Origin of the sequence: Pseudomonas sp. NY15435 (genome assembly GCF_048068295.1) — a bacterium.
Classification (GTDB): Bacteria; Pseudomonadota; Gammaproteobacteria; order Pseudomonadales; family Pseudomonadaceae; genus Pseudomonas.
In genome coordinates, this window is sequence record NZ_JBLUQA010000012.1 from 209682 (window position 1) to 233734 (window position 24053).

A 24053-nucleotide genomic window follows, 5' to 3' on the forward strand; every position below is an offset into this window, starting at 1 on the left:
TTGCGCCGCCGACGCCCACCCGGCACGGCGGTCACCGGCAGAAGCCGGCCCCCTTGCGTAGCAATTCGGAGGAAAACAACATGGCCCAAGCGCCAATCCTGCAAAGTTTCATCGGTGGCCGCTGGGTCGGCCAGCATGGCGCCCAGGCGCTGCGTAGCGCGCTCAACGGCCAGACCGTCGCGCGTACTCACGAGGAGGCACTGGACTTCGCCGAAGCCGTCGCCCACGCCCGTGAGCAGGGTCTCAAGGAACTGATGTCCATGGACTTCCAGCAGCGCGCCCAGCGCCTGAAGGCCCTGGCGCTGTACCTGACCGAGCGCAAGGAACAGCTCTACGAGATTTCCCGCCACAGCGGCGCCACCCGTGCCGACAGCTGGATCGATATCGAAGGCGGCGCCGGTACGCTGTTCGCCTACGCCGGCGTCGGCGGCCGCGAGCTGCCCTCGGGCAACGTGGTCCACGAAGGTCCGGCCATGCCGCTGGGCAAGACCGGCAAGTTCGCCGGCAGCCACATCCTGGTGCCGCGCGGCGGCATTGCCGTGCATATCAACGCCTTCAACTTCCCGATCTGGGGAATGCTGGAGAAGTTCGCACCGAGCTTCCTCGCCGGCATGCCCTGCATCGTCAAACCGGCCACCGCCACCAGCTACATCACCGAGGCCGCCGTGCGCGTGATGCATGAGTCCGGCCTGCTGCCGGCTGGCAGCCTGCAGCTGATCATCGGCGGCACCGGCGACCTGCTGGACCGCCTGCAGGGCCAGGACGTGGTGACTTTCACCGGATCGGCCGACACCGCCGCCAAGCTGCGCGTGAATCCCAACCTGATCCGCAACTCGGTGCCGTTCAACGCCGAGGCCGACTCGCTGAACTGCGCCATCCTCGCGCCGGACGTCACCCCGGACGACGAAGAGTTCGACCTCTTCGTCAAGGAAGTGGCCCGCGAGATGACCGTCAAGGCCGGGCAGAAATGCACTGCCATCCGCCGCGCCATCGTCCCCGCCAAGCATGCCGACGCCGTGGCCGAACGCCTGCGTGACCGCCTGGCCAAGGTCGTGGTCGGTGATCCCTCGGTGGAAGGCGTGAAGATGGGCGCCCTGGCCTCCCACGCGCAGCAGGCCGACGTCGCCGAGCGCGTCGAAGCCCTGCTGAAATCCAGCGAACTGGTCTTCGGCGCCAAGGATGGCTTCGCCCCGCGCGGCGACGGCGTCAACGAGGGCGCTTTCTTCGCCCCGACCCTGCTGCGCAGCCGCGACCCGCACGCCGAAGGCGGCGCCCACGACATCGAGGCTTTCGGCCCGGTAACCACCCTGATGGCCTACGACGACATCGACGAAGCCGTCGCACTGGCCGCGCGCGGCAAGGGCAGCCTGGTGGCGAGCCTGATCACCCGTGATCCGCAAGTCGCCGCCAAGGTCGTTCCGGTGATGGGCGCCCTGCACGGCCGCCTGCATATCCTCGATCGCGAATCCGCCGCCGAATCCACCGGCCACGGCTCGCCGCTGCCAGTGCTCAAGCACGGCGGCCCGGGTCGCGCCGGCGGCGGTGAAGAACTGGGCGGCCTGCGCGCGGTGAAGCACTACCTGCAGCGCACCGCCGTACAGGGCTCGCCGACGATGCTGATGGCCGTCACCGGCGAATACGTGCGCGGCGCCAAGGTCTACGAGACCGAAGTACACCCGTTCCGCCGCTACTTCGACGACCTGAAGATCGGCGAGTCGCTGCTGACCCATCGCCGCACCGTCACCGAGGCCGACCTCGTCAACTTCGGCTGCCTGTCGGGCGACCACTTCTACATGCACTTCGACGAGCTGGCCGCCAAGGACTCGCAGTTCGGCAAGCGCATCGCCCACGGCTACTTCGTGCTCTCGGCGGCCGCCGGCCTGTTCGTTTCCCCCGGTGTCGGCCCGGTGCTGGCCAACTACGGCCTGGACACCCTGCGCTTCATCAACCCGGTGGGCATCGGTGACACCATCCAGGCGCGCCTGACCTGCAAGCGCAAGATCGACCAGGGCAAGAAGAGCCCCAAGGGCGAACCGCAAGGCGTGGTGGCCTGGGACGTGGAAGTCACCAACCAGCTCGGCGAGCTGGTGGCCAGCTACGACATCCTGACCCTGGTGCTCAAGCGCGCGTGATGCGCTGAGCGCAGCGACTCCAGTGTCCCTCAACCGGCCTTCGGGCCGGTTTTTTTATGCCCCCGCTCCTTGTAGGAGCGAGCTCGCTCGCGGACCGCACTCAAGGCAGAGCCCGTCACCAGCGCGCCGCGAGAAACTCCGCCACGCGCCGGTAATACCCCTCCACCTCCGGCACCAGGTTGCCCATGCGCAGGAAATCGTGGGTCATGCCGCAGCAACGCTCGGCCTCCACTTCCACGCCCTGGACCACCAGCGCGTGGGCATAGGCCAGGCCCTCGTCCAGCAGTGGATCGAACTGCGCCGCGAACAGCAGTGCCGGGGCGCTACCTTGCAGAGCTACCCCCGCATGAACTGGCGAGCAACGCCAATCAGCACGCTGAGTCACTTCAGGCACATACTGCTGGTAGAACCAGTCCAGGCTGGCCGTCTCCAGCAGATAGCCTTCGGCGAACAGTTCCTGGGATTCGCTGCGCGCGCTGGCATCCGCCGCCGGATAGAACAGCAACTGGGCGCAAGGTTGCTCGGCGGCCTCGCCGGCCAGCTCGGCGCAGAGCACAGTCGCCAGCGTGGCGCCCGCGCTGTCACCGCCAACGGCAAGGCGGCGCCGATCCAGGCCAAGACTGGCGGCCGAATCCAGCAGCCAGTTCCAGGCGTCGCGAGCATCGAAGGTCGCCGCAGGGAACGGCGCTTCCGGCGCCAACCGGTAGCCCACCGAAATCACCGCACAAGCACAGTGCCTGGCCAATAACCGGCACAGCCCATCGTGGGAATCGAGACTGCCGACCGTGTAGCCGCCACCGTGGAAATACAGGATCGCCCCGTCGCCAGCCTCAAGCGGGCGGTACAGGCGAACCGGTAGTTGCCGGCCTTCGCGTGCCGGGATCAGCAGTTCCTCCACCGGCATCGACGGCGCGCCGGCCTTGAGCGATTCCGAGGACGCCTCGAAGTCCTGCCGCGCCTGCTCCACCGGCAGTTCGTGCAACGCCGGGCGGCCCATGCGGCGGCCGTCGTCGACCATGTCCAGGAAGGCGGAAATCTCCGGGTGCAGCATGCCAACCTCTTTCATCAATGCGTTCATACCGTGGCCTGCTCCTTGCGCGCGCCGCTTTCCACCTGGGCGCAGCAATGGCCGATCACCCCTTCCAGTTCCATGCGCAGCTGCGCCATCAGCGCCTCGATGCGCGACGGGCGGAACACCCGGCGGCTGAACATGCAGCGCAGGGTCAGCTCGCCGTCGTAAACCTGGCCGACGATCTCCAGCCAGTTGTTCATCGGCGTGCTAGCGGCATAGGCGTCGCCGGGCTTCTCCTGCAGCGGCACGAACAGCGCTTGTTCATCGAAGCTCTGGTCGAACTGGCCGAGGTAGTTGAAGGTGACCCGTGGTTCGGCACGGGCGGCGAGCTGGCGGCGCAGCGCGCTGTCGCCCAGATAGCGCAAGGCGCCGTAGCCGATACCCTTGTCCGGCACCGCTCGCAGCTGCTGGCGGATCGCCGGGATGGCCTGGGCGTAGTCGCCCTGCCCCGGCGTCAGGCGCAGCGGGAACAGGCTGGTGAACCAGCCCAGGGTGCGGCTGTGATCGACCGCATCAAGGATGTCCTCGCGGCCGTGGCCTTCCAGGCCGATCAGCACCGACTCGCTGTCGCACCATTGGCAGAGCGTGCGGCCCAGGGCGGTCAGCAGCAGGTCATTGATCTGCGTGCGATAAGCCTCCGGAGCTACCTTCAGCAGGCGCTGGGTCTGCTCGCGGTCCAGGCGCAGGAACAGTTGCTCCAGGTGCGCCATGCGCTCCGCGCCGCGCGGGTTGTCGCGCTGCGGCTCGCCGAGGCCCTCGGTCTCGGTCTGCTCCAGCCAGTACGGCAGGTCGCCTTGCGCCAGTTGGCTGTCGGCGTACTCGCGCAGCCCTTCGGCCCAGGCCCGGTAGGCGCTGGTGCGTTCCAAGCGTGGCTCCGGCTCGCCGGTGACCTGCGCGGTGTAGCGCTGTTGCAGCTCCTCCAGCAGGATGCGCCAGGACACGCCGTCCACCCCCAGGTGGTGGATCACCAGCAACAGGCGCTGGGTGCCGTCAGCCATGTCGGTGAGCACGCCGCGCAGCAGCCGGCCTTCGCTCAGTTCCAGGCTGCGCTGCGCCTGGTTGGCGATCAGCAGCGCTTCCTCGGCGTTCGCCGCCTGACGCTGCCAGAGCAGCGTGCCGGTAACCTCGCTGGCCTCAAGAGTGCGCTGGCGCCACACGCCGTCCGCGCCACGGGCGAAGGACAGACGCAGGCTGCCGTGTTCGGCCAGCAAGCCTTGCAAGGATGCCTCCAGCGCATCAGCGTCGAGACGCTGGCGGCACTCCAGCAGCACCGCCTGGTTGAAGTGGTTGGGCTCCTCCAGCTGCTGCTCGAACATCCATTGCTGGATCGGCACCAGGCCGAAGGACTCGCCGTCATCAGCGACCTCCACGGTCGCTGTCGGCGCTAACTCAGCCACGTTCTCGGCGCGCTCCAGCAGCCCGGCGATGGTCTGGTACTGCAGCAGGTCGCGCAGGCGGATCTCCACGCCCTCGCCGAGCGCCTGGCGGGCACGGGAGACGATCTGCAGGCTGAGGATGGAGTCGCCGCCGAGATCGAAGAAGTTGTCGCGGATGCCCACGCGTTCCACCTGCAGCACGTCCTGCCAGATGTCGGCCAGGGCGCGCTCGCGCTCGTTGCGCGGCGCCTCGTAGGCTTCGCCCTGCCAGGTCGGTTCGGGCAGCGCCTTGCGGTCGATCTTGCCGTTGGGCGACAGCGGGAAGCGCTCAAGCTTGAGAATCTGCGCCGGCACCATGTAGTCCGGCACCTGCTCGCGGAGGAAGCTGCGCAGCGCGTCGCCTTCCGCTTCACCCACCACGTAGCCGACCAGTTGCTTGCCGCTGATGCCGTCGCGTGCAACCACCAGCGCCTCGCTGACCTGCGGGTGATCCTGCAGGCGCGCTTCGATCTCACCCAGCTCGATGCGGAAGCCGCGAATCTTCACCTGGTGGTCGATCCGCCCGACGTAGTCGATCACGCCATCGGCGCGGCCGCGCACCAGGTCGCCGGATCGATACAGGCGGCCCCCGCTCGCATCGAACGGATCGGCGACAAAGCGTTCGGCAGTCAGGCCGGCGCGCTCATGGTAACCGCGCGCCAGGCCGTCGCCGCCGATGTACAACTCGCCAGCCACGCCCAGCGGAACCTGGCGCAATTGTTCGTCGAGGATGTAGAGCCTGCGCGCACCGACGCCCTTGCCGATGGGTGCATAGGCGGCATCGCAGGCCGTCGCGCGATCGGCCTTCCACAGCAGCGGCGTGACCACGGTTTCCGTGGGGCCGTAGCCATTGATCAGGTGCTCCGCGCGCAGTGCGCGCTTGGCCAGTTCGAAGCTGGCATTGGGCACCGCGTCGCCACCGAAGCAATAGATGCGCACCGGCGGCGGGTTGCCGTCACGCAGGGCATGCTCGGCCAGTTGTTGCAGGTAGACCGGCGGGAAGGCCGCCACGCTGACCTGCTTGTCGTGCAGCACGCGGTAGGTCTGCTCCGGAGTCCACAGCTCATCGCCGCGCAGTACCAGGCTGCCGCCGTGAACCAGGGTGGTCAGCCAGCGCTCGTGGGCGCCGTCGAAGGCGAAGGACATGAAGTGCAGCTCGCGGGTCGCTGCATCCATCTGGTACAGCTCGCCGATGGCCGCGCAGTGCATGGCCAGCGGGCCGTGGCTCACCGCCACGCCCTTGGGCTTGCCGGTGGAGCCGGAGGTGTAGATCAGGTAGGCGAGGTTTTCCGGCTCCAGGGCCACCACCGGCAGATCGCTGTCTTCGCCCGACAGATCGAGGCCGTCCAGCTCCAGCAATTGCACGCCTTCAGGCAACGGCAGGCGCTTACGCAGGCGGCTGTCGGTGATCAGCAACGCGATACCGGCGTCACTCATCTGGAATTCCAGGCGCTCGCGCGGGTACTCGGCGTCCAGCGGCACGTAGGCGCCGCCGGCCTTGAGCACCGCCAGCAGCGCCAACGGAATGCGCACGCTGCGCGGCAATGCCACGCCGACACGGACTTCCGGGCCGACACCCAGCGCCATCAGGCGATGGGCCAGGCGGTTGGAGTCGCGCTCCAGCGCCGCGTAGTCGATTGCCTCGTCGCCACAGATCAGCGCCACGTCATCGCCACGCAGAGCCGCCTGACGCGCAATCGCCAGGTGTACCGGCTCGGCGGGCGGCAGCGACTGGTGCGGGCCACGGCAGGCGGCCAGGGCCGCGCGGTCATTGGCCGACAGGCATTGCAGCGCGCCGACGCGCTTGCCCGCGCCGTGCAGCAGGCTGTCGAGCACCTGTTCCATATTGCCGCGCAGCCGTGCCACGGCCGGTGCGCTGAAGTGTGCGCGCAGGTACTGGTATTCGATCTCCAGCCGGTCGCCGACGCGCACCGCGAGGTCCATCGGGATGCTGGTCTCGTCCTTCGACTTCAGCTCGCCGAAGCGCGGGCCCTGGGCGCTGCGCAGTACCGCGTCGACCGGGTAGTTCTCGAACACGATGATGCTGTCGAACAGTGCCTGCCCGGCCTGGCCGGCCCAGCGCTGGATGTCGTACAGCGGCGTGTGCTCGAACTCGCGCACCTCCAGGTTGTAGGCCTGCAGCTCGCGCAGCCAGTCACCCAGGTCAGCCTGCTCGGTCGGCGCCTGAACGATGGGCAGGGTGTTGATGAACAGGCCCAGCAGGCTGTCGGCGCCGGCCAGTTGTGCGGGGCGGCCGGCCACGGTGGCGCCGAAAGCGACGCGCTGCTGCCCGGTGTAGCGTTGCAGCAAGAGAACCCACGCCGCCTGCACCAGGGTATTGAGCGTCACCCGCTGGCTGCGGGCGAAGGCTTTCAGGCGTTCGGTGGCCGCCGCGTCGTAGCGGCTGTACTCCAGGCCGTGACCGCTGCCTTCGGCCGGGCGCGCCAGGCTGTCGGCCAGCACGGTGGGCTGGGCGAAGCCTTGCAGGCGCGCGCTCCAGAAATCCTGCGCCTGCTGCTGATCCTGGGCTTGCAGCCAGTGGATGTAGTCGCGGTAGCGGCCCTGCTCGGCGATGCTTTCGCCGTTGTAGCGACGCAGTGCCTCGGCGAACAGCTGGGCATTGCTCCAGCCATCGAGCAGGATGTGGTGATGGGTGTAGACCAACTGGTGGCTGACCTCGTCGCTGCGCACCAGTACCAGGCGCAGCAGCGGCGGACGCTCCAGGTCGAAGCTGCGGCTGCGTTCGGCGGCGGCCAGTTCGTCCAGTGCCGCGCTCAGGTCTTCGCGGCCACGCCAGTCGAGCACCTCCAGCGGCAGCTCGACGTGTCTGTGCACGGCCTGCACCGGCTTGTCGAGACCTTGCCAGTGCACGCCGGCGCGCAGGTTGTCGTGGGCATCCAGCGCGGCCTGCCAGGCAGCGCGGAAGCGCTCGACGTCCAGCCCCTGCACTTCCACGCGCAACTGGTTGACGTAGACGCCACCTTCGCTGCCGTCCACGCCATGGAACAGCATGCCCTGCTGCATGGGCGACAGCGGATAGATGTCTTCGATTCCGGCCGGGTTCAGGCCGAGGGCGGCGAGCTGCACCGCGTCCGGCGCGTCGATGGCCGCCGGAGTTGCCGGGGTTTCGACGGCAATGTAGTCACCGGCCACACGGGCCAGTGCCTGCAGCGTCTGGTGCTGGAACAGGTCCTTCGGGCTCAGCTGCAACCCGGCGGCGCGGGCGCGGCTGACCACCTGGATGGAGACGATGGAGTCGCCGCCCAGCTCGAAGAAGTTGTCGTCCAGGCCGACCCGCTCCAGGCCCAGCACGGCGCGCCAGATAGCCGCCAGGGTCTGTTCGCGCTGGCTTTGCGGCGCGCGATAGCTCTTCTGCAGCAGGCTGAAGTCCGGCTCCGGCAGCGCCTTGCGGTCGAGCTTGCCGTTGGGCGTCAGCGGCATGCGCTCGAGCAGGACGATCTGCGCGGGGACCATGTAGTCCGGCAGCTCTTCCAGCAGCGCGGCACGCAGGTCGGTATCGATCTGCCCCGTCACGTAGCCGACCAGTTGCTTGACCGCTCCGGCGTCGCGGGCGATCACCACCGCCTCGCGCACGCCGGGCTGGCCGAGCAGGCGCGATTCGATCTCGCCCAGCTCGATACGGAAACCGCGAATCTTCACCTGATGGTCGAGGCGGCCGAGGTACTCCAGCACGCCGTCGGCACGCCAGCGCGCCAGATCACCGGTGCGATACATGCGCGCATTGGCATCCCGGCTGTAGGGATCGGCGACGAAGCGCTCGCTGGTCAGTTCCGGGCGCCCGTGGTAGCCGCGTGCCAGGCCGTCGCCGGCAATGTACAGCTCGCCGGCCACACCGATGGGCGCCGGTTGCAGCTCGCCATCGAGGATGTACAACTGGGTGTTGGCGATGGGCTTGCCGAGCAGCGCGCGGGCGCCCTTGTCGATCTTCCAGGCCGCCGACCAGATGGTGGTTTCGGTGGGGCCGTAGAGATTCCACAGTGCATCCGTTTGGGCTGTCAGCTTGTCCGCCAGTTCGGCGGACAGCGCCTCGCCGCCGCAGAAGAAGCGGCAGCCGGTCAGGCGCGGGAAGTCCTCGTGACCACTGAGCAGGGTCCAGGTGCTCGGGGTCGCCTGGATCACCGTCACGCCCTGCTCCAGCGCCACGCCGAGCAGGCGCGACGGGTCGCGGGCAATATCGCGGTCCACCAGTACCACACGCCCGCCCACCAGCAGCGGCAGGTACAGCTCCAGCGCGGAGATGTCGAAGGACAGCGAAGTCAGCGCGAGGACGCGGTCCCGCGCCTCCAGGCCCGGCTCGCGGGCCATGCTGAGCATGAAGTTGACCACCCCGCCATGGCGCACCGCGACGCCCTTGGGCTTGCCGGTGGAGCCGGAGGTGTAGATGACGTAGGCCAGATCATCCGGCGTCGCGAGGTTGTGCAGGTCGCTGTCGGCGTAGCCATCCAACTGCGCCCAGTCGCGGTCCAGGCAGAACGCGCGGGCGCCTGTCTGCGGCAACTCGCCGAGCAGGTGCTGCTGGGTCAGCAGCAGGCGTACGTCGCCGTCCTCTAGCATGTGCGCCAGGCGTTCGGCGGGGAATTCCGGGTCCAGCGGCACGTAGGCGCCGCCGGCCTTGAGCACGGCGAGCAAAGCCACCGGCAGTTCGACGGAGCGCTCCAGGGCGACGCCGACGCGGCTGTCCGAGCCGACGCCCTGCTCGCGTAGCCAGCGCGCGAGGCGGTTGGCGCGGCCGTTCAATTCCGCGTAAGTGAAACTGCGCTGGCCGTCGGTGAGCGCCACGTCAGCCGGCGAGCGCTGCACCTGCTGTTCGATCAGCTGGTGCAGGCAGGCCTCGCGCGGGTAGTCCATCGCGGTGTCGTTCCAGCCGTAGAGCAACTGCTCACGCTCGCTGCCATCGAGCAGCGGCAGACGTGCCACCGGGCAGTGCGGGTCGGCCACCAGGCCGCGCAGCAGGTTGAGGAAATGCCCGGCGAGGCGCGAGAGGGTCGTCGCGTCGAACTGGTCGGTGGCGTACATGAACTGCCCGCGGACCTGGCCGTCGCGGCTTTCCTCGGTGTTCAGGGTCAGGTCGAACTTGGCGATACCGCTGTCCAGCTCCAGGCTTTCCAGCTGCAGGCCGCCAGGCAGCTCGCGCAGGGCATCGCGGCGGCTCGGCTGGTGGTTGCAGGCTACCTGGAACAGCGGGTTGTAGCTCAGGCTGCGCTCGGGTTGCAGCGCATCCACCAGTTGCTCGAACGGCAGGTCCGGGTTGGCCTGGGCGCCCAGCACGGCTTCTCGGGTGCGGGCCAGGAACGCGCTGAAGGATTCGTCGCCGTCGATGCGCGCGTGCAGCACCTGGGTATTGACGAAGAAGCCGATCAGCCTTTCGCTCTCGGCGCGGCCACGGCCGGCGATGGGCACGCCGACGCGCAGCTCGCGCTGGCCGCTGTAGCGCGACAGCAGCAATTGATAGGCGGCGAGGATCAGCATGAACAGCGTGGCGCCCTGCCCGCGCGCCAGGTCGCGCAGCGCGTCGCTCAGCTCGCGCGGCAACTCGAAGTCGAAGGTGGCGCCGCGGTAGCTCTGCACCAGCGGCCGCGGCCGGTCGCCCGGCAGGGTCAGCAACAGGGATTCGTCGCCCAGCTGCTCCCTCCAGTAGGCAAGCTGCCGCTCGCCCTCTCCGGCCGCCAACCACAGGCGCTGCCAGCGGGCCATGTCGCTGTACTGGATCGGCAGCTCAGCCAGGTCGGTTTTTGAGCCCTGCGCCTCGGCGCTGTACAGCACCGCGAACTCATCGATCAGCACACCGATGGACCAGCCATCGGCAATGATGTGGTGCAGGTTCACCAGCAACAACGCTTCACCCGGCAGGCGCGCCAAATGCAGGCGCAGCAGCGGGCCTTCGGCGAGGTCGAAGGAACGTTGCGCGCAGTGGTTCAGCCATTGGCGAGCTTCTGCTTCGTGCTGGAAATCCTGCCGCTCCAGGTATGCCGGCCCAGGCAGCAGGATGCACTGCATGACTTCGTCACCCGGCGCTGGTAGGGCGTATAACGCGTCAGCGTTATACGCCCTACGGAAGACGGTGCGCAGGCTTTCATGGCGCGCGATCAGTGCAGTGAAGGCGCGCTCCAGCGCGCCCTCGTCCAGCGCGCCCCGCAGGCGCACGGCGGCCGGGATGTTGTAGGCGGCGCTATGCGGCTCCATCTGCCAGAGGAACCACAGGCGCGCCTGGGCCGCCGAGAGCGGCGCATGCTCGCGTCCTTCGCGGAGGATCGGCAGGCGCGAGAGGCTCACGCCCTTCTCGCGAAGCTGACGCAGGAAGACGATCTGCTTGTCCTCAGGCAGCGCGCCAAGGCGCTCCGCGACCTGTTTCAGCTGGGCGTCCATCGGTTGAGTCATTACAGATTCTCCAGCTCGCCGAGCAGTTCATCCATCAGGTCCAGTTCCTCTTCTGCGCTGGCCGAGCTTGCCCGCTGCGACTCGATCCAGGCGGCCAACGCTTCGATGTTGCTCAGCTCGAACAGGCGATGCAGCGGCAGCTCAAGGCCCAGGCGCTGACGCAGAGTCAGGCCGACCTGGGTGAGCAGCAGTGAATGGCCGCCCAGTTCGAAGAAGTCGTCGTGCAGGCCGACGCGATCCACCTGCAACACGTGCTGCCAGATACCGGCCAGCTCGACTTCCAGGTCGCTGCGTGGCGCCACGTATTCGCGCAGGCGCTCGCCCAGTTGCGGGTCCGGCAGGGCCTTGCGGTCCAGCTTGCCGTTGGGCGACAGCGGCATGGCGTCGAGGGCGATGATCCGCGACGGCACCATGTAGTCCGGCAGATCGCCTTGCAGCGCCTGGCGCAGGGCTTCGGGTTCGGCGCTGGCGACGACGTAGGCCAGCAGCACGCCGTCCTTCGCCACCACCACCGCTTCGCTGACCTCAGGCTGCGCTTGCAGGCGGGCCTCGATCTCGCCCAGCTCGATGCGCAGGCCGCGAATCTTCACCTGGTGGTCGAGGCGTCCCAGGTACTCGATGGCGCCGTCTTCACGCTGGCGAGCCAGGTCGCCGGTGCGGTACAGCCGCTCAGCGCTGCCAAACGGATCGGCAATGAAGCGTTCAGCCGTCAGCCCGGGGCGCGCGTGGTAGCCGCGCGCCAGACCCACGCCGCCGATGTACAGCTCGCCGGCCACACCCTGCGGCACCGGCTCCAGGCGCTCGTCCAGCAGTACTAGGCGCAGGTTGTCGATGGGCCGGCCGATGGGCACGACGTGCCGCGCGTTGTCCTCGTCGCAGGCCCAGAAGCTGACGTCGATCGCCGCCTCCGTCGGGCCGTAGAGGTTGTGCAGCTTCGCGCTGCTGCGCTGGCGGAACTGCTGTTGCAGCTCGTAAGGCAGCGCCTCGCCGGAACACATCACCTGCAACAGCGACGGGCAGCGCTCCAGTTCGCCGGAAGCGACGAAGGCCTGCAGCATCGACGGCACGAAGTGCAGCGTAGTGACCTGCCCCGCCTCGATCACCTGGCGCAGCGCTGCCGGATCGCGGTGCGCGCCGGGCGCAGCCACTACCAGTGCCGCTCCGGTCATCAGCGGCCAGAAGAACTCCCACACCGACACGTCGAAGCTGAACGGAGTCTTCTGCAGCACGCGGTCGGAGGCATCCAGCGCGTAGGCTTTCTGCATCCAGTGCAAGCGGTTGACCAGTGCGCGATGGCTGTTGCCGGCGCCCTTGGGTTTGCCCGTAGAGCCAGAGGTGTAGATGAGGTACGCAAGATTCTGCGGGCTGCCGGCGCTGGCCGGGTTCTGTTCGCCGGCCGTGGCGATTTCGCTCCACTGGCTGTCCAGGCAGACCCGTCGGGCGCCACTCGCCGGCAAGCGATCGAGCAGGTGTCGCTGGGTCAGCAGCAGCCCCACGCCGCTGTCGCTGAGCATGTGTTGCAGGCGGTCCTGCGGGTAGTCCGGGTCCATCGGCACGTAGGCACCGCCGGCCTTGACGATGCCCAGCAGGGCCACCACCAGTTCCAGCGAACGCTCGGCGGCCACGCCGACCAGCACATCCGGGCCGACACCCTGGCCGCGCAGCCAGTGCGCGAGCTGGTTGGCGCGGGCGTTGAGCTGGGCGTAGCTCAGGCGCTGGTCAGCGAATTGCAGGGCCAGCGCATCCGGGGTCGCGGCAACCTGGCGCTCGATCAGCTCCTGCAGCTGCACATCGGCCGGGAACCTCGCCGCGGTGTCGTTGAAGCGTTGCAGCAGCGAGTGGCGCTCGGCGTCGGCCAGTTGGCAGACCCGGCCCAGGGGGCGTTCGGCGTCTTCCACCAGGGTCAGCAGCAGGTGCTCGAAGTGGCCACGTAGTTGCTCGACCTGGCTCGCGCTCAGGCGGTCGGCGCGGTAGGTGTAGCGCACGTCCAGCTGCTCGCCGGCGCTGGCCACCAGGGCCAGGGCGTAGTTGGTGCCGTCCACCGGGTGGTGGCCGAGGATACGCAGATCATCGTTGCCCGAAGACGCCAGCGCCGCGTCCATGGGGAAGTTCTCGAACACGATGATACTGTCGAACAGCGCCTGCCCGCCGCGGCCGGCCCAGCGCTGGATGTCGTACAGCGGCGTGTGCTCGAACTCGCGCACGTCGAGGTTGAAGGCCTGCAGCTGGCGCAGCCAGTCGCCGACGCGCTGGGCGTCGTCCGGGCATTGCAGGATCGGCAACGTGTTGATGAACAGGCCGAGGCTCTCCTCCGCCCCCGGCAAGGTGGCCGGTCGCCCGGCCACGGTGGCGCCGAAGGTGACGCTGCGCTGGCCGCAGTAACGTTGCAGCAGCAGCGCCCAGGCGCCCTGCACCAGGGTGTTGAGGGTGATGCGCTGGGCCTGGGCAAAGCGTTGCAGCGGCGCGCAGTCGAGGCGGCTGTGCAGTTCGCGCAGCGGCTCGTCACGGAACCCGGCGTTGCAGGCGGTGGCCAGCAGGGTCGGCTCATCGAACTCTTTCAGGCGTTCGCGCCAGAAGGTCTCACCGGCGGCGCCGTCCTGGGCGTGCAGCCAGGCGATGTAATCGCCGTACTGCGCGGCGGGCACCGGCAGGGTTTCACCACGGTAGAGCGCGAGCACTTCGCCGATCAGCCGCGCACTGCTCCAGCCGTCCAGCAGCAGGTGGTGGCAGGTCCAGATCAGGTGGTAGCGACGCTCGCCCAGCCTCACCAGCGCCAGGCGCTGCAGCGGTGGCTTGGCCAAGTCAAAGGCGAGGTTGCGCTGGGCATCTGCGACGCTTTCCAACTGCTGCGCGCTGACCGGCTGATCGCGCCAGTCGAAGGACTGTAGCGGCAGTTGCACGTCGTGCAGGACTAACTGCAGCGGCGCCGCATCCGCGCTGGCGAGGAAGCCGGTGCGCAGGTTGGCGTGGCGGGCGATGACCGCGCGCCAGGCGTCGAGGAAGCGGGCTTCATCGAGGCCATCGAGATCGACGCGCAGCTGGTTGACGTAGAGCGAGGAACCCGGCACGTCGAGGGCGTGGAACAGCATGCCCTGCTGCATCGGCGACAGCGGATAGAGATCGTCCACGCCGGCCGGCAGCGGCAGTGCATCGAGCTGTTGCTGGTCGAGCCCGAGCATCGGCAGTTCGCTGGCTTGCAGCGGGCGTGGCGTATTCAGGCAATAAGCGACCAGCGCCTGCAATTCGGCGCGCAGCAGCGCTTGCAGCTCGTCGATGTCGGCAGCGTCGAACATGAAGCGGCTGTAGGTGACTTCCAGGCTCAGCTCACCGCCGAGCACACGGCCGGCGTAGACCAGCGCATTGCCTAGCGCGGCATTCAGCGGTTGGCTACGGCCTACACCTTCGAAGGCCGGCAGGAAGTCGGCGTCGGCAAACGCCTGGTCGAGCTGGCCGAGGTAGTTGAAGGTCACCTGCGGCGCCGGCAGGTCACGCAGGCTGGCCGCGTGCTGGCTGAGATAGCGCAGTTGGCCGTAACCCATGCCGGCGCGCGGCAGGTTGCGCAGGTGTTCGCGGGTGGCGCGCAGGTCCGCGCCCGGCTCGCCGCCGGCATGCAGGCGGACAGGGTAAAGCGCGGTGAACCAGCCCACGGAACGGCTCAGGTCCAGCGCCGCTTCGCCATCGACGGCATCCCGGCCGTGACCTTCCATCTCCACCAGCGCGGAGGTTTCGCCAGTCCAGGCACACAGGGCGCGGGCCAGCGCGGTCAGCAGCAGGTCGTTGATCTGCACGCGCTGCGCCTTCAGTGCCGGGCCAAGCAGTTGGCGGGTGGTGTCGGCGTCGAGGCTGAAACGCGCATTGGCGGCTTCTTTCCAGGTGCCCGGAACATCGGTGCGGGCACGCTTGAGCGACGGCGCACCGCGCAGTTCGCCTTGCCAGTAAGCCAGCTCGGCAGCGACTTCGGCGCTGTTGGCGGCCGCCTGCTGGCGGGCGCTCCAGGCCTGGTAGCTGTCGCTGCGCGGCAGCGCTGCCGGAGTGCGGCCGGCGCGCAGTTCGCGGTAGGCGTACTGCAGGTCCTCCAGCAGGATGCGCCAGGACACGCCATCCACCGCCAGGTGGTGGATGACCAGCAGCAGGCGTTCGCCGCCGCTTTCCAGCGTGACGTGCATGGCACGCAGCAGCGGGCCGTTGGCGATATCCAGGCTGGCCTGGGCGTCGTCGCACAGGCGCTCCAGGGTGCGAGCGTCGGCGGCGCGACGGCGCCACAGGAGGGTCATGTCCAGCGGCCCCTGTTCCGCGTAGCGCTGGCGGCTGCCGTCGAAGCGCAGTCGTAGTGCGTCGTGCTGGCCGACCAGCCAGTGCAGGCCACGAGCCAGGGCATCGCCATCCAGTGCTTCACGCGGTTGCAACAGCAGTGCCTGGTTCCAGTGGTGACGCTGGGGGCTCGGTACACGCTCGAAGAAGCGCGCCTGCACCGGCGACAAGACGACTTCGCCAGTGATGGCGGTAACCGGCGCCGGAGCAGCAGCGGCGGACGGCGCGCGGCTTTCCAGCCACTGCGCGAGCTGGCGGACGCTCTGCCGCTCGAACAGCTGTTTCGGACTGAGCTTGTAACCCAGCTTACGGATACGCGCGATGATCTGCAGGCTGAGGATGGAGTCGCCGCCCAGTTCGAAGAAGTTGTCCTCGGCACCGACGCGCTCGACCTTCAGCACCGCCTGCCAGATGTCGGCGATGCGCTGCTCCAGCTCGGAGAGCGGTGCGCTGTCCAACGGTTTGGCCGCCATCTCGACACGCGGCAGCGCCTTGCGGTCCACCTTGCCGTTGGCGTTCAGCGGCAGGCACTCCAGCAGCATCAGCTGCGCCGGCAGCAGGTATTCGGGGACTTCGGCGGCCAGGCTTTCACGCAGACTTTCAACGCTCTTCCCTTCGGCCACGACCCAGGCCAGCAGCTTCATCGGGCCGTCGCCTTCACGCTCGGCCAGGGCCACGGCATCGCGCACGCCAGGCAGGCGCTTGAGTGCTTGCGCCAGTTCGCCCGGCTCGACGCGATAGCCGCGAATCTTCACCTGATCATCCACGCGGCCGAGGAATTCCACGGCGCCGCGACGATTCAGGCGCACGCGGTCACCGCTGCGGTACAGGCGCTCGCCTTCGATCTCTACGAAGCGCTCCGCCGTCATTTCCGGTAGGCCGAGGTAGCCCAGCGCCAAACCGGCGCCGCCGATGTACAGCTCGCCCGCTACGCCCGGCAGCAGGTCACGACCCTTCTCGTCGAGCACGCGGATGGCGGTGTTGGCCAACGGCGTACCGATGGGCAGGCTGGCCGCCGGCAGATCATCCACCAGCGACCATTCGTGGGTCAGCACGCCAACGGTGGATTCGCTGGGGCCGTAGTGGTTGACGATGCGCAGCTTGGGCGCGAGTTCGCGGATGGGTTGCAGCAGCGCGCGGTCACAGGCTTCACCGCCCAGCACCAGCAGGCGGCGTGGCAGCACAGCGGCAGCATTCGGTGCGGCCGCCAGCAATCCGGCGAGATGGCTGGGGACGATCTTCAGCACGTCCACGTCCTGCATGAACGCGGCGAAGCGTTCGGCATCCGCCACCACCTTGGCATCCGCCAGGTGCAGGCGGCCACCGCCGCACAGCGCGCCGAACAGCGTGGTGTGGCCGAGGTCGGCGGCCACCGAGGAAACCATCGCCATGCCAAGACCCCGGGCACGGCACTGGTCCAGTTGCAGGCGCTCGAGCACGGCTTGCACGTAGTTGGCCAGCGCTGCGTGGCTGACGCGCACGCCCTTGGGCTGGCCAGTGGAGCCGGAGGTGAAGATGACGTAGGCGGCCTGCTGCGGATCGACGCTCCGAGCAGGCGCGGCGGCACTGCCCTGCTCCGGGCCACCGGCCGGGATCAGCATGGCTGCCTCTGCGAAGGTTTCCAGCAGAGCCGGTTCGGTCACCAGTACGCGGCCGATACCGTTGTCCTGGATCAGCCGACGCAGGCGTTCGGCAGGCTGCGCCGGGTCCAGTGGCACATAGGTGGCACCAGCCTTGAGCACACCCAGCAGCAGGAGCACCCACTGCGCGCTGCGTTGCTGGCAAATGGCGATGCACTCAACCGGCTCCACACCGCTGTCGATCAGCGCGTTGGCCAGGCGATTGCTGCGGGCATCCAGCTCGGCATAGCTGTAGCGCACGCCCTCATCCTGTACCGCAATGGCATCCGGTTGCGCGGCAACTTGCGCGGTGAACAGGCCGAGCACGTCCTGCTGCGGCCACTGCCGGGCTTCGCCACGACGACGCGAGGCCACCGGGCGCGGCAGCTCGCCCAGCGCACGCTGCGGCTCGGCGCACAGCTGGCGCAGCAGGGCTTCGAACTGGCCGGCGATGGCAGCGACGCTGTCCTCGTCGAACAGGTCGCGGGCATAGACGAAGCTGCCGCGCAGTTCATCGCCCGGCTGGCCGCTGGCGTCCAGCGCCTCGGCCATGTCCAGGGCCAGGTCGAAGCGTGCGCCGTACTGTTCCTCGCTGAACAGTTCCAGCTTCAGCGCGCCGGCGTCGGGCAGGCGGCTGACGTCGAAGCCGAAGTTGAATTTCACCTGCACCAGCGGGTTGTAGGCCAGGCTGCGTTCGGGTTGCAGCGCTTCCACCAGCTGTTCGAACGGCAGGTCCTGGTTCACTTGCGCGCCCAGCGCCAGAGGCTTGAGGCGGGCCAGCAACGCGGCGAAGGACTCGTCGTCGGCAAGCTGGCACGGCATGACCTGGGTGTTGACGAAGAAGCCGATCAGCCCTTCGGTTTCCAGCTGCTGGCGGTTGGCGATGGGCACCGCGACGCGCAGGTCGCGCTGGCCGCTGTAGCGTTGCATCAGCACGGCGTAGGCACCGAGCAGCAGCATGAACAGGGTGACGTCCTGCTCGCGGGCCAGTTGTTTCAGGCGTGCACCAAGCCCAGCGTCAAGACTGAAGCCGAGGCTGCCGCCGCGGTAGCTCTGCACGGCCGGGCGCGGGCGGTCGGCTGCCAGCTCCAGTACAGGCGTATCGCTATTGAGCTGCTCGGTCCACCAGCCCAGCTGACGCTGGCCCTCCTCGCCCGACAGCAGCTCGCGCTGCCACTGGGCGTAGTCGGCGTACTGCACCGGCAGCGCAGGCAGCTGCAGCGCTTCGCCAGCGGCGAAGGCGCCGTAGAGACGGCTGAATTCGTCCACCAGCACGCGGATCGACCAGCCATCGGAGACGATGTGGTGCATCGTCAGCAGCAGCACGTGGTCGGCGTCGGAAAGCTTGATGAGGGTCAGGCGCAGCAACGGGCCGTTGCGCAGGTCGAACGGGCGCTGTGCTTCTTCCTCCGCCAGGCGGCGGGTGGCGCTTTCGGGGTCTTTTTCAGCGGACAGATCGACCCTCGCGAGATCCAGGGGTTGCGCCGGCTGGATACGCTGGAAAGCCTGACCATCCACTTCGTCGAAGGTGGTACGCAGGGTTTCATGGCGCGCCACCAGGGCATCGAAGGCACGACGCAGCGCGGACTCATCCAGCTCGCCGCGCAGGCGCAGAGCGCCCGGCACGTTGTAGGCGGCGCTGGCCGGCTCCATCTGCCAGAAGAACCACAGGCGGCTCTGGGCGGCGGACAGCGGCAGGTCGCCGTCACGGGCCACGGCGCGCAACGGCGGGCGAGTACTGGAATTCGCAGCGCCCAGGCGGGCAGCGAACTCGTCCAGGCGGCTGGCTTCGAACAGGTCGCGCAGGGGGACTTCGCAGCCCAGGTCACGGCGCAGGCGGGAGATGACCTGCGTGGCCAGCAGCGAATGGCCGCCCAGCTCGAAGAAGTCGTCCACGCGACCTACGGCCGGCACGCCGAGCACTTCGGCCCAGACAGCAGCCACTCGGCTTTCCAGGCCGTCGCGCGGGGCTTCGGCGGTGCTGGCGGCATCCTGCGGATCGGGCAACACCTTGCGGTCGATCTTGCCGTTGGCATTGAGCGGCATCTGGTCGAGCACGAGGAGGCGCGACGGCACCATGTAGTCCGGCAGTTGTGCGCGCAGCGCAGCTTTCAAGGCGTCTTCGGCAAGCGCTTCGCCGACGACATAGCCCAGCAGGCGCTTGCCACGCTCGCTGTCACGGGCGATCACTGCCGCTTCGCGCACGCCGGGCAGCGCACGCAGGCGGGACTCGATCTCGCCCGGCTCGATGCGGAAGCCGCGGATCTTCACCTGCTGGTCGACGCGGCCGAGGTAGTCCAGCGCGCCGTCTTCACGCCAGCGCACGCGGTCACCGCTGCGGTACAGGCGAAGGCCGTCGGCATACGGGTCGGCCACGAAGCGCTCAGCGGTCATACCGGCGCGCTGGTGGTAGCCGCGAGCCAGGCCATGCCCGCCGATGTACAGCTCCCCAGCCACGCCGCGCGGCAGCGGTTGCAGGCGGTCGTCGAGGATGTACAGGCTGCGTTCGCCGACCACCTCGCCGATGGGCGCGTAAGCGGCGCCGCACGTGGTACGCGCGTCGGCCTTCCAGAGCATCGGGGTGACCACGGTTTCAGTCGGGCCGTAGCCGTTGATCAGGTGCTGTGGCTTCAGCGCCTGGTGCGCCAACTGGTAGGCCGCTTCGGGCACCGCGTCGCCACCGAAGCAGTAGATGCGCATGCTCGGCGCGTGGCCGTGGATCATGGCCTGCTCGGCCAACTGTTGCAGGTAGGCCGGCGGGAAGGCTGCCACCGTGACTTCGTGGCGGCGCAGCTGGTCGAGAGTTTGTTCGGCGGTCCACAGCGCATCATTGCGGATCAGCAGGCTGCCCCCGTGGGACAGCGCCGTAAGCCAGCGCTCGTGGGCACCGTCGAAGGCGAAGGACATGAAGATCAGTTCGCGATCTTCGCTGGTCATCGCGTAGCGCTGGCCGATGGCGCGGCAGTGCGCGGCGATCTCGCCGTGGGCCACGGCAACGCCCTTGGGCTGGCCAGTGGAGCCGGAGGTGTAGATCAGGTAGGCAAGATTCTGCGCCTGGATGCGCACCAGCGGGCGCACAGCCAGGGCGTTGGCGAGGTCGGCCTCTTCCAGCACCAGGCGCTCGACGCCCTCGGGCAGTGGCAGGCGCTCGGCCAGTGCAGCATTGGTCAGCAGCAGGTCGACGCCGGCGTCCTGCATCAGCCAGGCCAGGCGCTCCTCGGGGTAGTCGACGTCCAGCGGCAGGTAGGCGCCGCCGGCCTTCATGATGGCCAGCAGGGCCAGCGGGATGTCCACGCCGCGCGGCAGCGCCACGGCAACCCGGCGTTCCGGGCCGATACCGCGCTGGATCAGGCGCTGCGCCAGGCGGTTGGAGCGATCCTCCAGTTCGGCGAAGTTCACTTCGCGCTGCTCGTCGATCAGCGCGACCTTGGCCGGATGACGGCGGGCCTGGGCGGCGATTGTCTCGCTCAGCGCCTCGAACACCGGCGCATCACCGGCGACGGCGATGCTCCAGTCGCTGGCGGGCAACCAGTCGCGGGCGTCCAGTACGGCGTCGGCATTCATCTGCGGCAAGGCGCGCAGCAGGTCGAGGAAGTGCCCGACCAGGCGCTGCATGCCCGCGGCGGCATAACGCTCGCGGGCATAGCAGAAGCTCAGACGCAGGGTCTGCTCACCCTCGCGGACGCGCAGCACCAGGTCGAACGGGGTTTCCAGGTCGAGCTGCTCCAGGGCCTCCACGCTGACGCCCGGCAGGCCGTTGCCGGCGCGCGGCTGCCACTGGTGGTCGAAGGCCACCTGGCACAGCGGATGGCGGCCGTGGCCACGTTCGGGCTGCAGGGCTTCCACCAGTTGTTCGAACGGCAGACCCTGGTGCGCCTGGGCTTGCAGCAGGTCGTCGCGCAGTTGGCGGAGAACGCCGCGCAGGCTGGCGCCTTCGGGCAGCTCGCTGCGCAGCACCAGCAGGTTGACGAAGAAGCCGACCAGTCGCTCGCTGTCGAGCTGTTCGCGACCAGCCTGGGTCAGGCCGATGCGCAGATCGTGCTGGCCGCTGTAGCGTTGCAACAGCAGGTTGTAGGCGCTGAGCAGGAGCATCGGCAGGGTCGCGCCATGGGCCTGGGCCACGGCACGCAGTTTGCCGGTCAGGTCTGCATCGACTTCCTGTTCGATCAGTGCGGCGCTCTGGCCTTTTTCACCGGTCGTGAACGGCAATTCCAGCGGTGCATGGGCGCTGCCCAGGCGCTCGCTCCACCAGTCCAGCAGACGGGCACCCTCGCCCGCCTCCAGCCTGGCCTGCTGGGCGGCGGCGAGATCGAGGTACTGGCGCGACAGCGCCGGCAGCACCGGCTCGCGCTGCTCGACAATGGCGCGGTAGCACTCGGCAAATTCGTCCAGCAGCAGGTTCAGCGACCAGCCGTCGGCGATGATGTGGTGCACGCAGAGCAGCAGCGCCTGGCGGCCACCGCCGAGGTTCTGCAGGCGCAGGCGCAGCAGCGGGCCGGCGGCCAGGTCGAACGGCTGCGCAGCAAAGGCATCGGCGTCCTCGCGGGCAGCGATGTCACGGCGGGCGTTGCCCAGGGAGCTGAAGTCGCTCTCGGTCAGCTCGACCTGGCTGGCGTCGGACAGGCTCAGCGCCACCTCGCCATCGGCCTGCTCGATGAAGCGGCAGCGCAGGGTTTCATGGCGGCCCAGCAGTACGGCGAATGCCTGCTCCACCGCGGGGCGGCGCAGTTCGCCGCGCAGGTTCATGCGTCCGGCGATGTGGTAGACAGCGCTTTGCGGCTCGAGCTTCCAGAGGAACCACAGGCGACGCTGGGCCGGAGACAGCGGCAGCAGGCCGTCACGCGGGACCTGCGGCACGGCCGCGACCTGCTCGGTCGGCAAGGTGGCCAGGGCAGCAACGAAGGCACCCAGCTCCGGCGCTTCGAACAGCAGGCGCAATGCCACGGCACGGCCCAGACGTTCACGCAGGCGCGCCATCAGTTGAGTGGCCTTGATGGAGTTGCCACCCAGGGCGAAGAAGTTGTCGTCACGGCGGATCGCCGGCAGCTCCAGCACCTCGCTCCACAGCGCGGCGATGGCTTGCTCTTCAACGGACAATGGCGCGACCGGCTTGGCGCTGGCGCCATCGCTGATCGGCTCGCCGGCACGCTGGATCGCATAGGCCTGCAGGCTGCCGTCCAGCAACTGGGCGCGGCACGCCGAGCGCTGCAGCTTGCCACTGGAGGTCTTGGGCAGTGCGCCCGGCTCCAGCAGCGCCACCACCAGCGGCGCCTCCTGGAAGGTTTCCGCCACGGCGGCGGAGATGGCCTTGGCCAGCGCCTCGGCGGAGATCAGCTTGCGCACGCTGCGCCCGACCTCGGCGGCGATACCGATGCCGTCGCGGCCCTGGTGTTCGATGGCGAAGGCGGAAACCCGGCCCTTGCGCACCAGGTCCACCTCCTCTTCCACGCAGCGTTCCAGGTCCTGGGGGTAGAGGTTCTGGCCACGGACGATGAGCATGTCCTTCAGGCGACCGGTGACGAACAGCTCGCCGTTGTGCAGGAAGCCCAGGTCGCCGGTACGCAGCCAGGTGCGGCCGTCCTTCTCGACGAAGGTGCGCGCGCTGGCTTGCGGGTTGCGCCAGTAACCGAGGGCGACGCTGGGGCCGCTGCTCCAGATTTCGCCGACGCGGTCCGGGCCGAGGGTTTCGCCGCTCAGCGGGTCGACCAGTTGCACGTCGTGGTCCGGCTGGGTGCGACCGCAGTTGATCAGCGAAGTACCGCGCCCCGGGCGGGCGATGTTTTCACCCAGGGCGTTGAGGTCGACTTCCAGCTGCGCAATGCCTTCCCCACGCACGCCACCGGTGACGAACAGGGTCGCTTCGGCAAGGCCGTAGCAGGCATAGAAGGAAGAGGCATCGAATTGTGCCGGGGCGAACCAGGCGGCAAAGCGCTCCAGGGTGTCCGGGCGGATCGGCTCGGAGCCGGAGAAGGCCACGCGCCATTTGCTCAGGTCGAGGCCTTCCAGGGCGGATTCGTTGACCCGCTCGCAGCACAGGCGATAGGCGAAGTCCGGCCCGCCGCTGACGGTGCCGCCAAAGCGGGCAATGGCTTCCAGCCAGCGGCGCGGGCGCTCGAGGAAGTAGCGCGGCGACATCAGCACGCACTCGATACCGCTGTAGATCGGCTGCAGCAGCCCGCCGATCAGGCCCATGTCGTGGAACAGCGGCAGCCAGCTGACGATCACGTCGTCGTCACCGATGCCGAAGCCGTGACGGATCAGGCGCTCGTTGGCGACCAGGTTGCCATGGCTGACCTGCACCCCCTTGGGCGTCGAGGTGGAGCCGGAGGTGTACTGCAGGAAGGCGATGTCGTCATCGGCCAACTCGGGCATCTGCCACTCCACGGCCAGCGCCGGGTTGGCCTGGTCCACCGCCAGCAGCAGCGGGCTCTCGCCGTTCTCGCGCTCGCACGCCGGGCGCAGCGCTTCGATCAGCGTGGAGTCGGTGAGCACCAGGCTGGGCTCGGCGTCGTCGAGTATCGAGCGCAGGCGCGCCAGGTGCTGCGGGCGCACCGACTCCGGCGGATAGGCCGGCACGGCGATGATCCCTGAGTAAAGGCAGGCGAAGAACGCCGTGACGTATTCAGGACCGCTGGGCAATAGCAGCACGGCGCGGTCGCCTTGCTGGCCGTGGCGCAGCATCCAGGCGGCCATGGCGCGAGCGCGTTCGTCCAGTTCGCGGAAGCTGATGGGCTGTTCGACGTTCTCGGCGATGAATCGCAGGGCGGTCTTGCGCGGCATTTCGCAGGCGCGTTGTAGCAGGGCCTCGACCAGGTTTCCTGCGGCTTCGTAACGGTCGTTCATGACATCACCTGTTCTGGCGGCGGGCGCGTGGGGCCTGCCGGAGGAAATTCGTGAGGCTTACCGGGCCATGGCCGTGGCAGGCGCTGACCCGGTACTCCGAACTGTTCCCTCTCCCTTCAGGGAGAGGGTTAGGGAGAGGGTGCCTCCGGCCGCTCCGGCGCTGGACGCGGGGGGGGGGGGGGGGGGGGGGGGGGGGGGGGGGGGGGGGGGGGCGGGGGGGGGGGGGGGGGGGCGGGGGGGGGGGGGGGGGGCGGGGGGCCGC

4 protein-coding genes are annotated in these 24053 nt (G+C 68.7%); 1 reads left to right on the forward strand and 3 read right to left on the reverse strand.

Features of this window, described 5'->3' with window-relative positions; genetic code table 11:
* Positions 1–80: 80 nt before the first annotated feature.
* The gene (paaZ, locus tag ACNFH5_RS25110; RefSeq protein ID WP_416750712.1) at positions 81–2132 is read left to right on the forward strand and encodes a phenylacetic acid degradation bifunctional protein PaaZ; all 2052 of its coding nucleotides are present in this window, start codon (positions 81–83) and stop codon (positions 2130–2132) included.
* 115 nt (positions 2133–2247) lie between these two features.
* On the opposite strand, the gene ACNFH5_RS25115 is transcribed toward paaZ, so the two are convergent.
* From ACNFH5_RS25115 to ACNFH5_RS25125, 3 genes are read right to left on the reverse strand one after another with little or no spacing between them, the layout of a single operon-like run.
* Positions 2248–3210, reverse strand: a complete 963-nt coding sequence (locus ACNFH5_RS25115; RefSeq protein WP_416750714.1) for an alpha/beta hydrolase — start codon at positions 3208–3210, stop codon at positions 2248–2250.
* Positions 3207–11018 (reverse strand): amino acid adenylation domain-containing protein, encoded by a 7812-nt coding sequence (locus tag ACNFH5_RS25120; protein ID WP_416750716.1) that lies wholly within the window; start codon positions 11016–11018, stop codon positions 3207–3209. Before ACNFH5_RS25120 ends, ACNFH5_RS25115 begins: the two co-directional genes overlap by 4 nt.
* Positions 11018–23791, reverse strand: coding sequence for a non-ribosomal peptide synthase/polyketide synthase (locus ACNFH5_RS25125; protein ID WP_416750718.1), 12774 nt, complete (start codon positions 23789–23791; stop codon positions 11018–11020). The genes ACNFH5_RS25120 and ACNFH5_RS25125 overlap by 1 nt, the downstream gene beginning before the upstream one ends.
* Positions 23792–24053 lie beyond the last annotated feature (262 nt).

What these genes read in the sequence shown, in the direction of transcription:
- paaZ (WP_416750712.1), top strand. Translation starts at nt 81, where the DNA reads ATGGCCCAAGCGCCAATCCTGCAAAGTTTCATCGGTGGCCGCTGGGTC.
- ACNFH5_RS25115 (WP_416750714.1), bottom strand. Translation starts at nt 3,210, where the DNA reads ATGAACGCATTGATGAAAGAGGTTGGCATGCTGCACCCGGAGATTTCC.
- ACNFH5_RS25120 (WP_416750716.1), bottom strand. Translation starts at nt 11,018, where the DNA reads ATGACTCAACCGATGGACGCCCAGCTGAAACAGGTCGCGGAGCGCCTT.
- ACNFH5_RS25125 (WP_416750718.1), bottom strand. Translation starts at nt 23,791, where the DNA reads ATGAACGACCGTTACGAAGCCGCAGGAAACCTGGTCGAGGCCCTGCTA.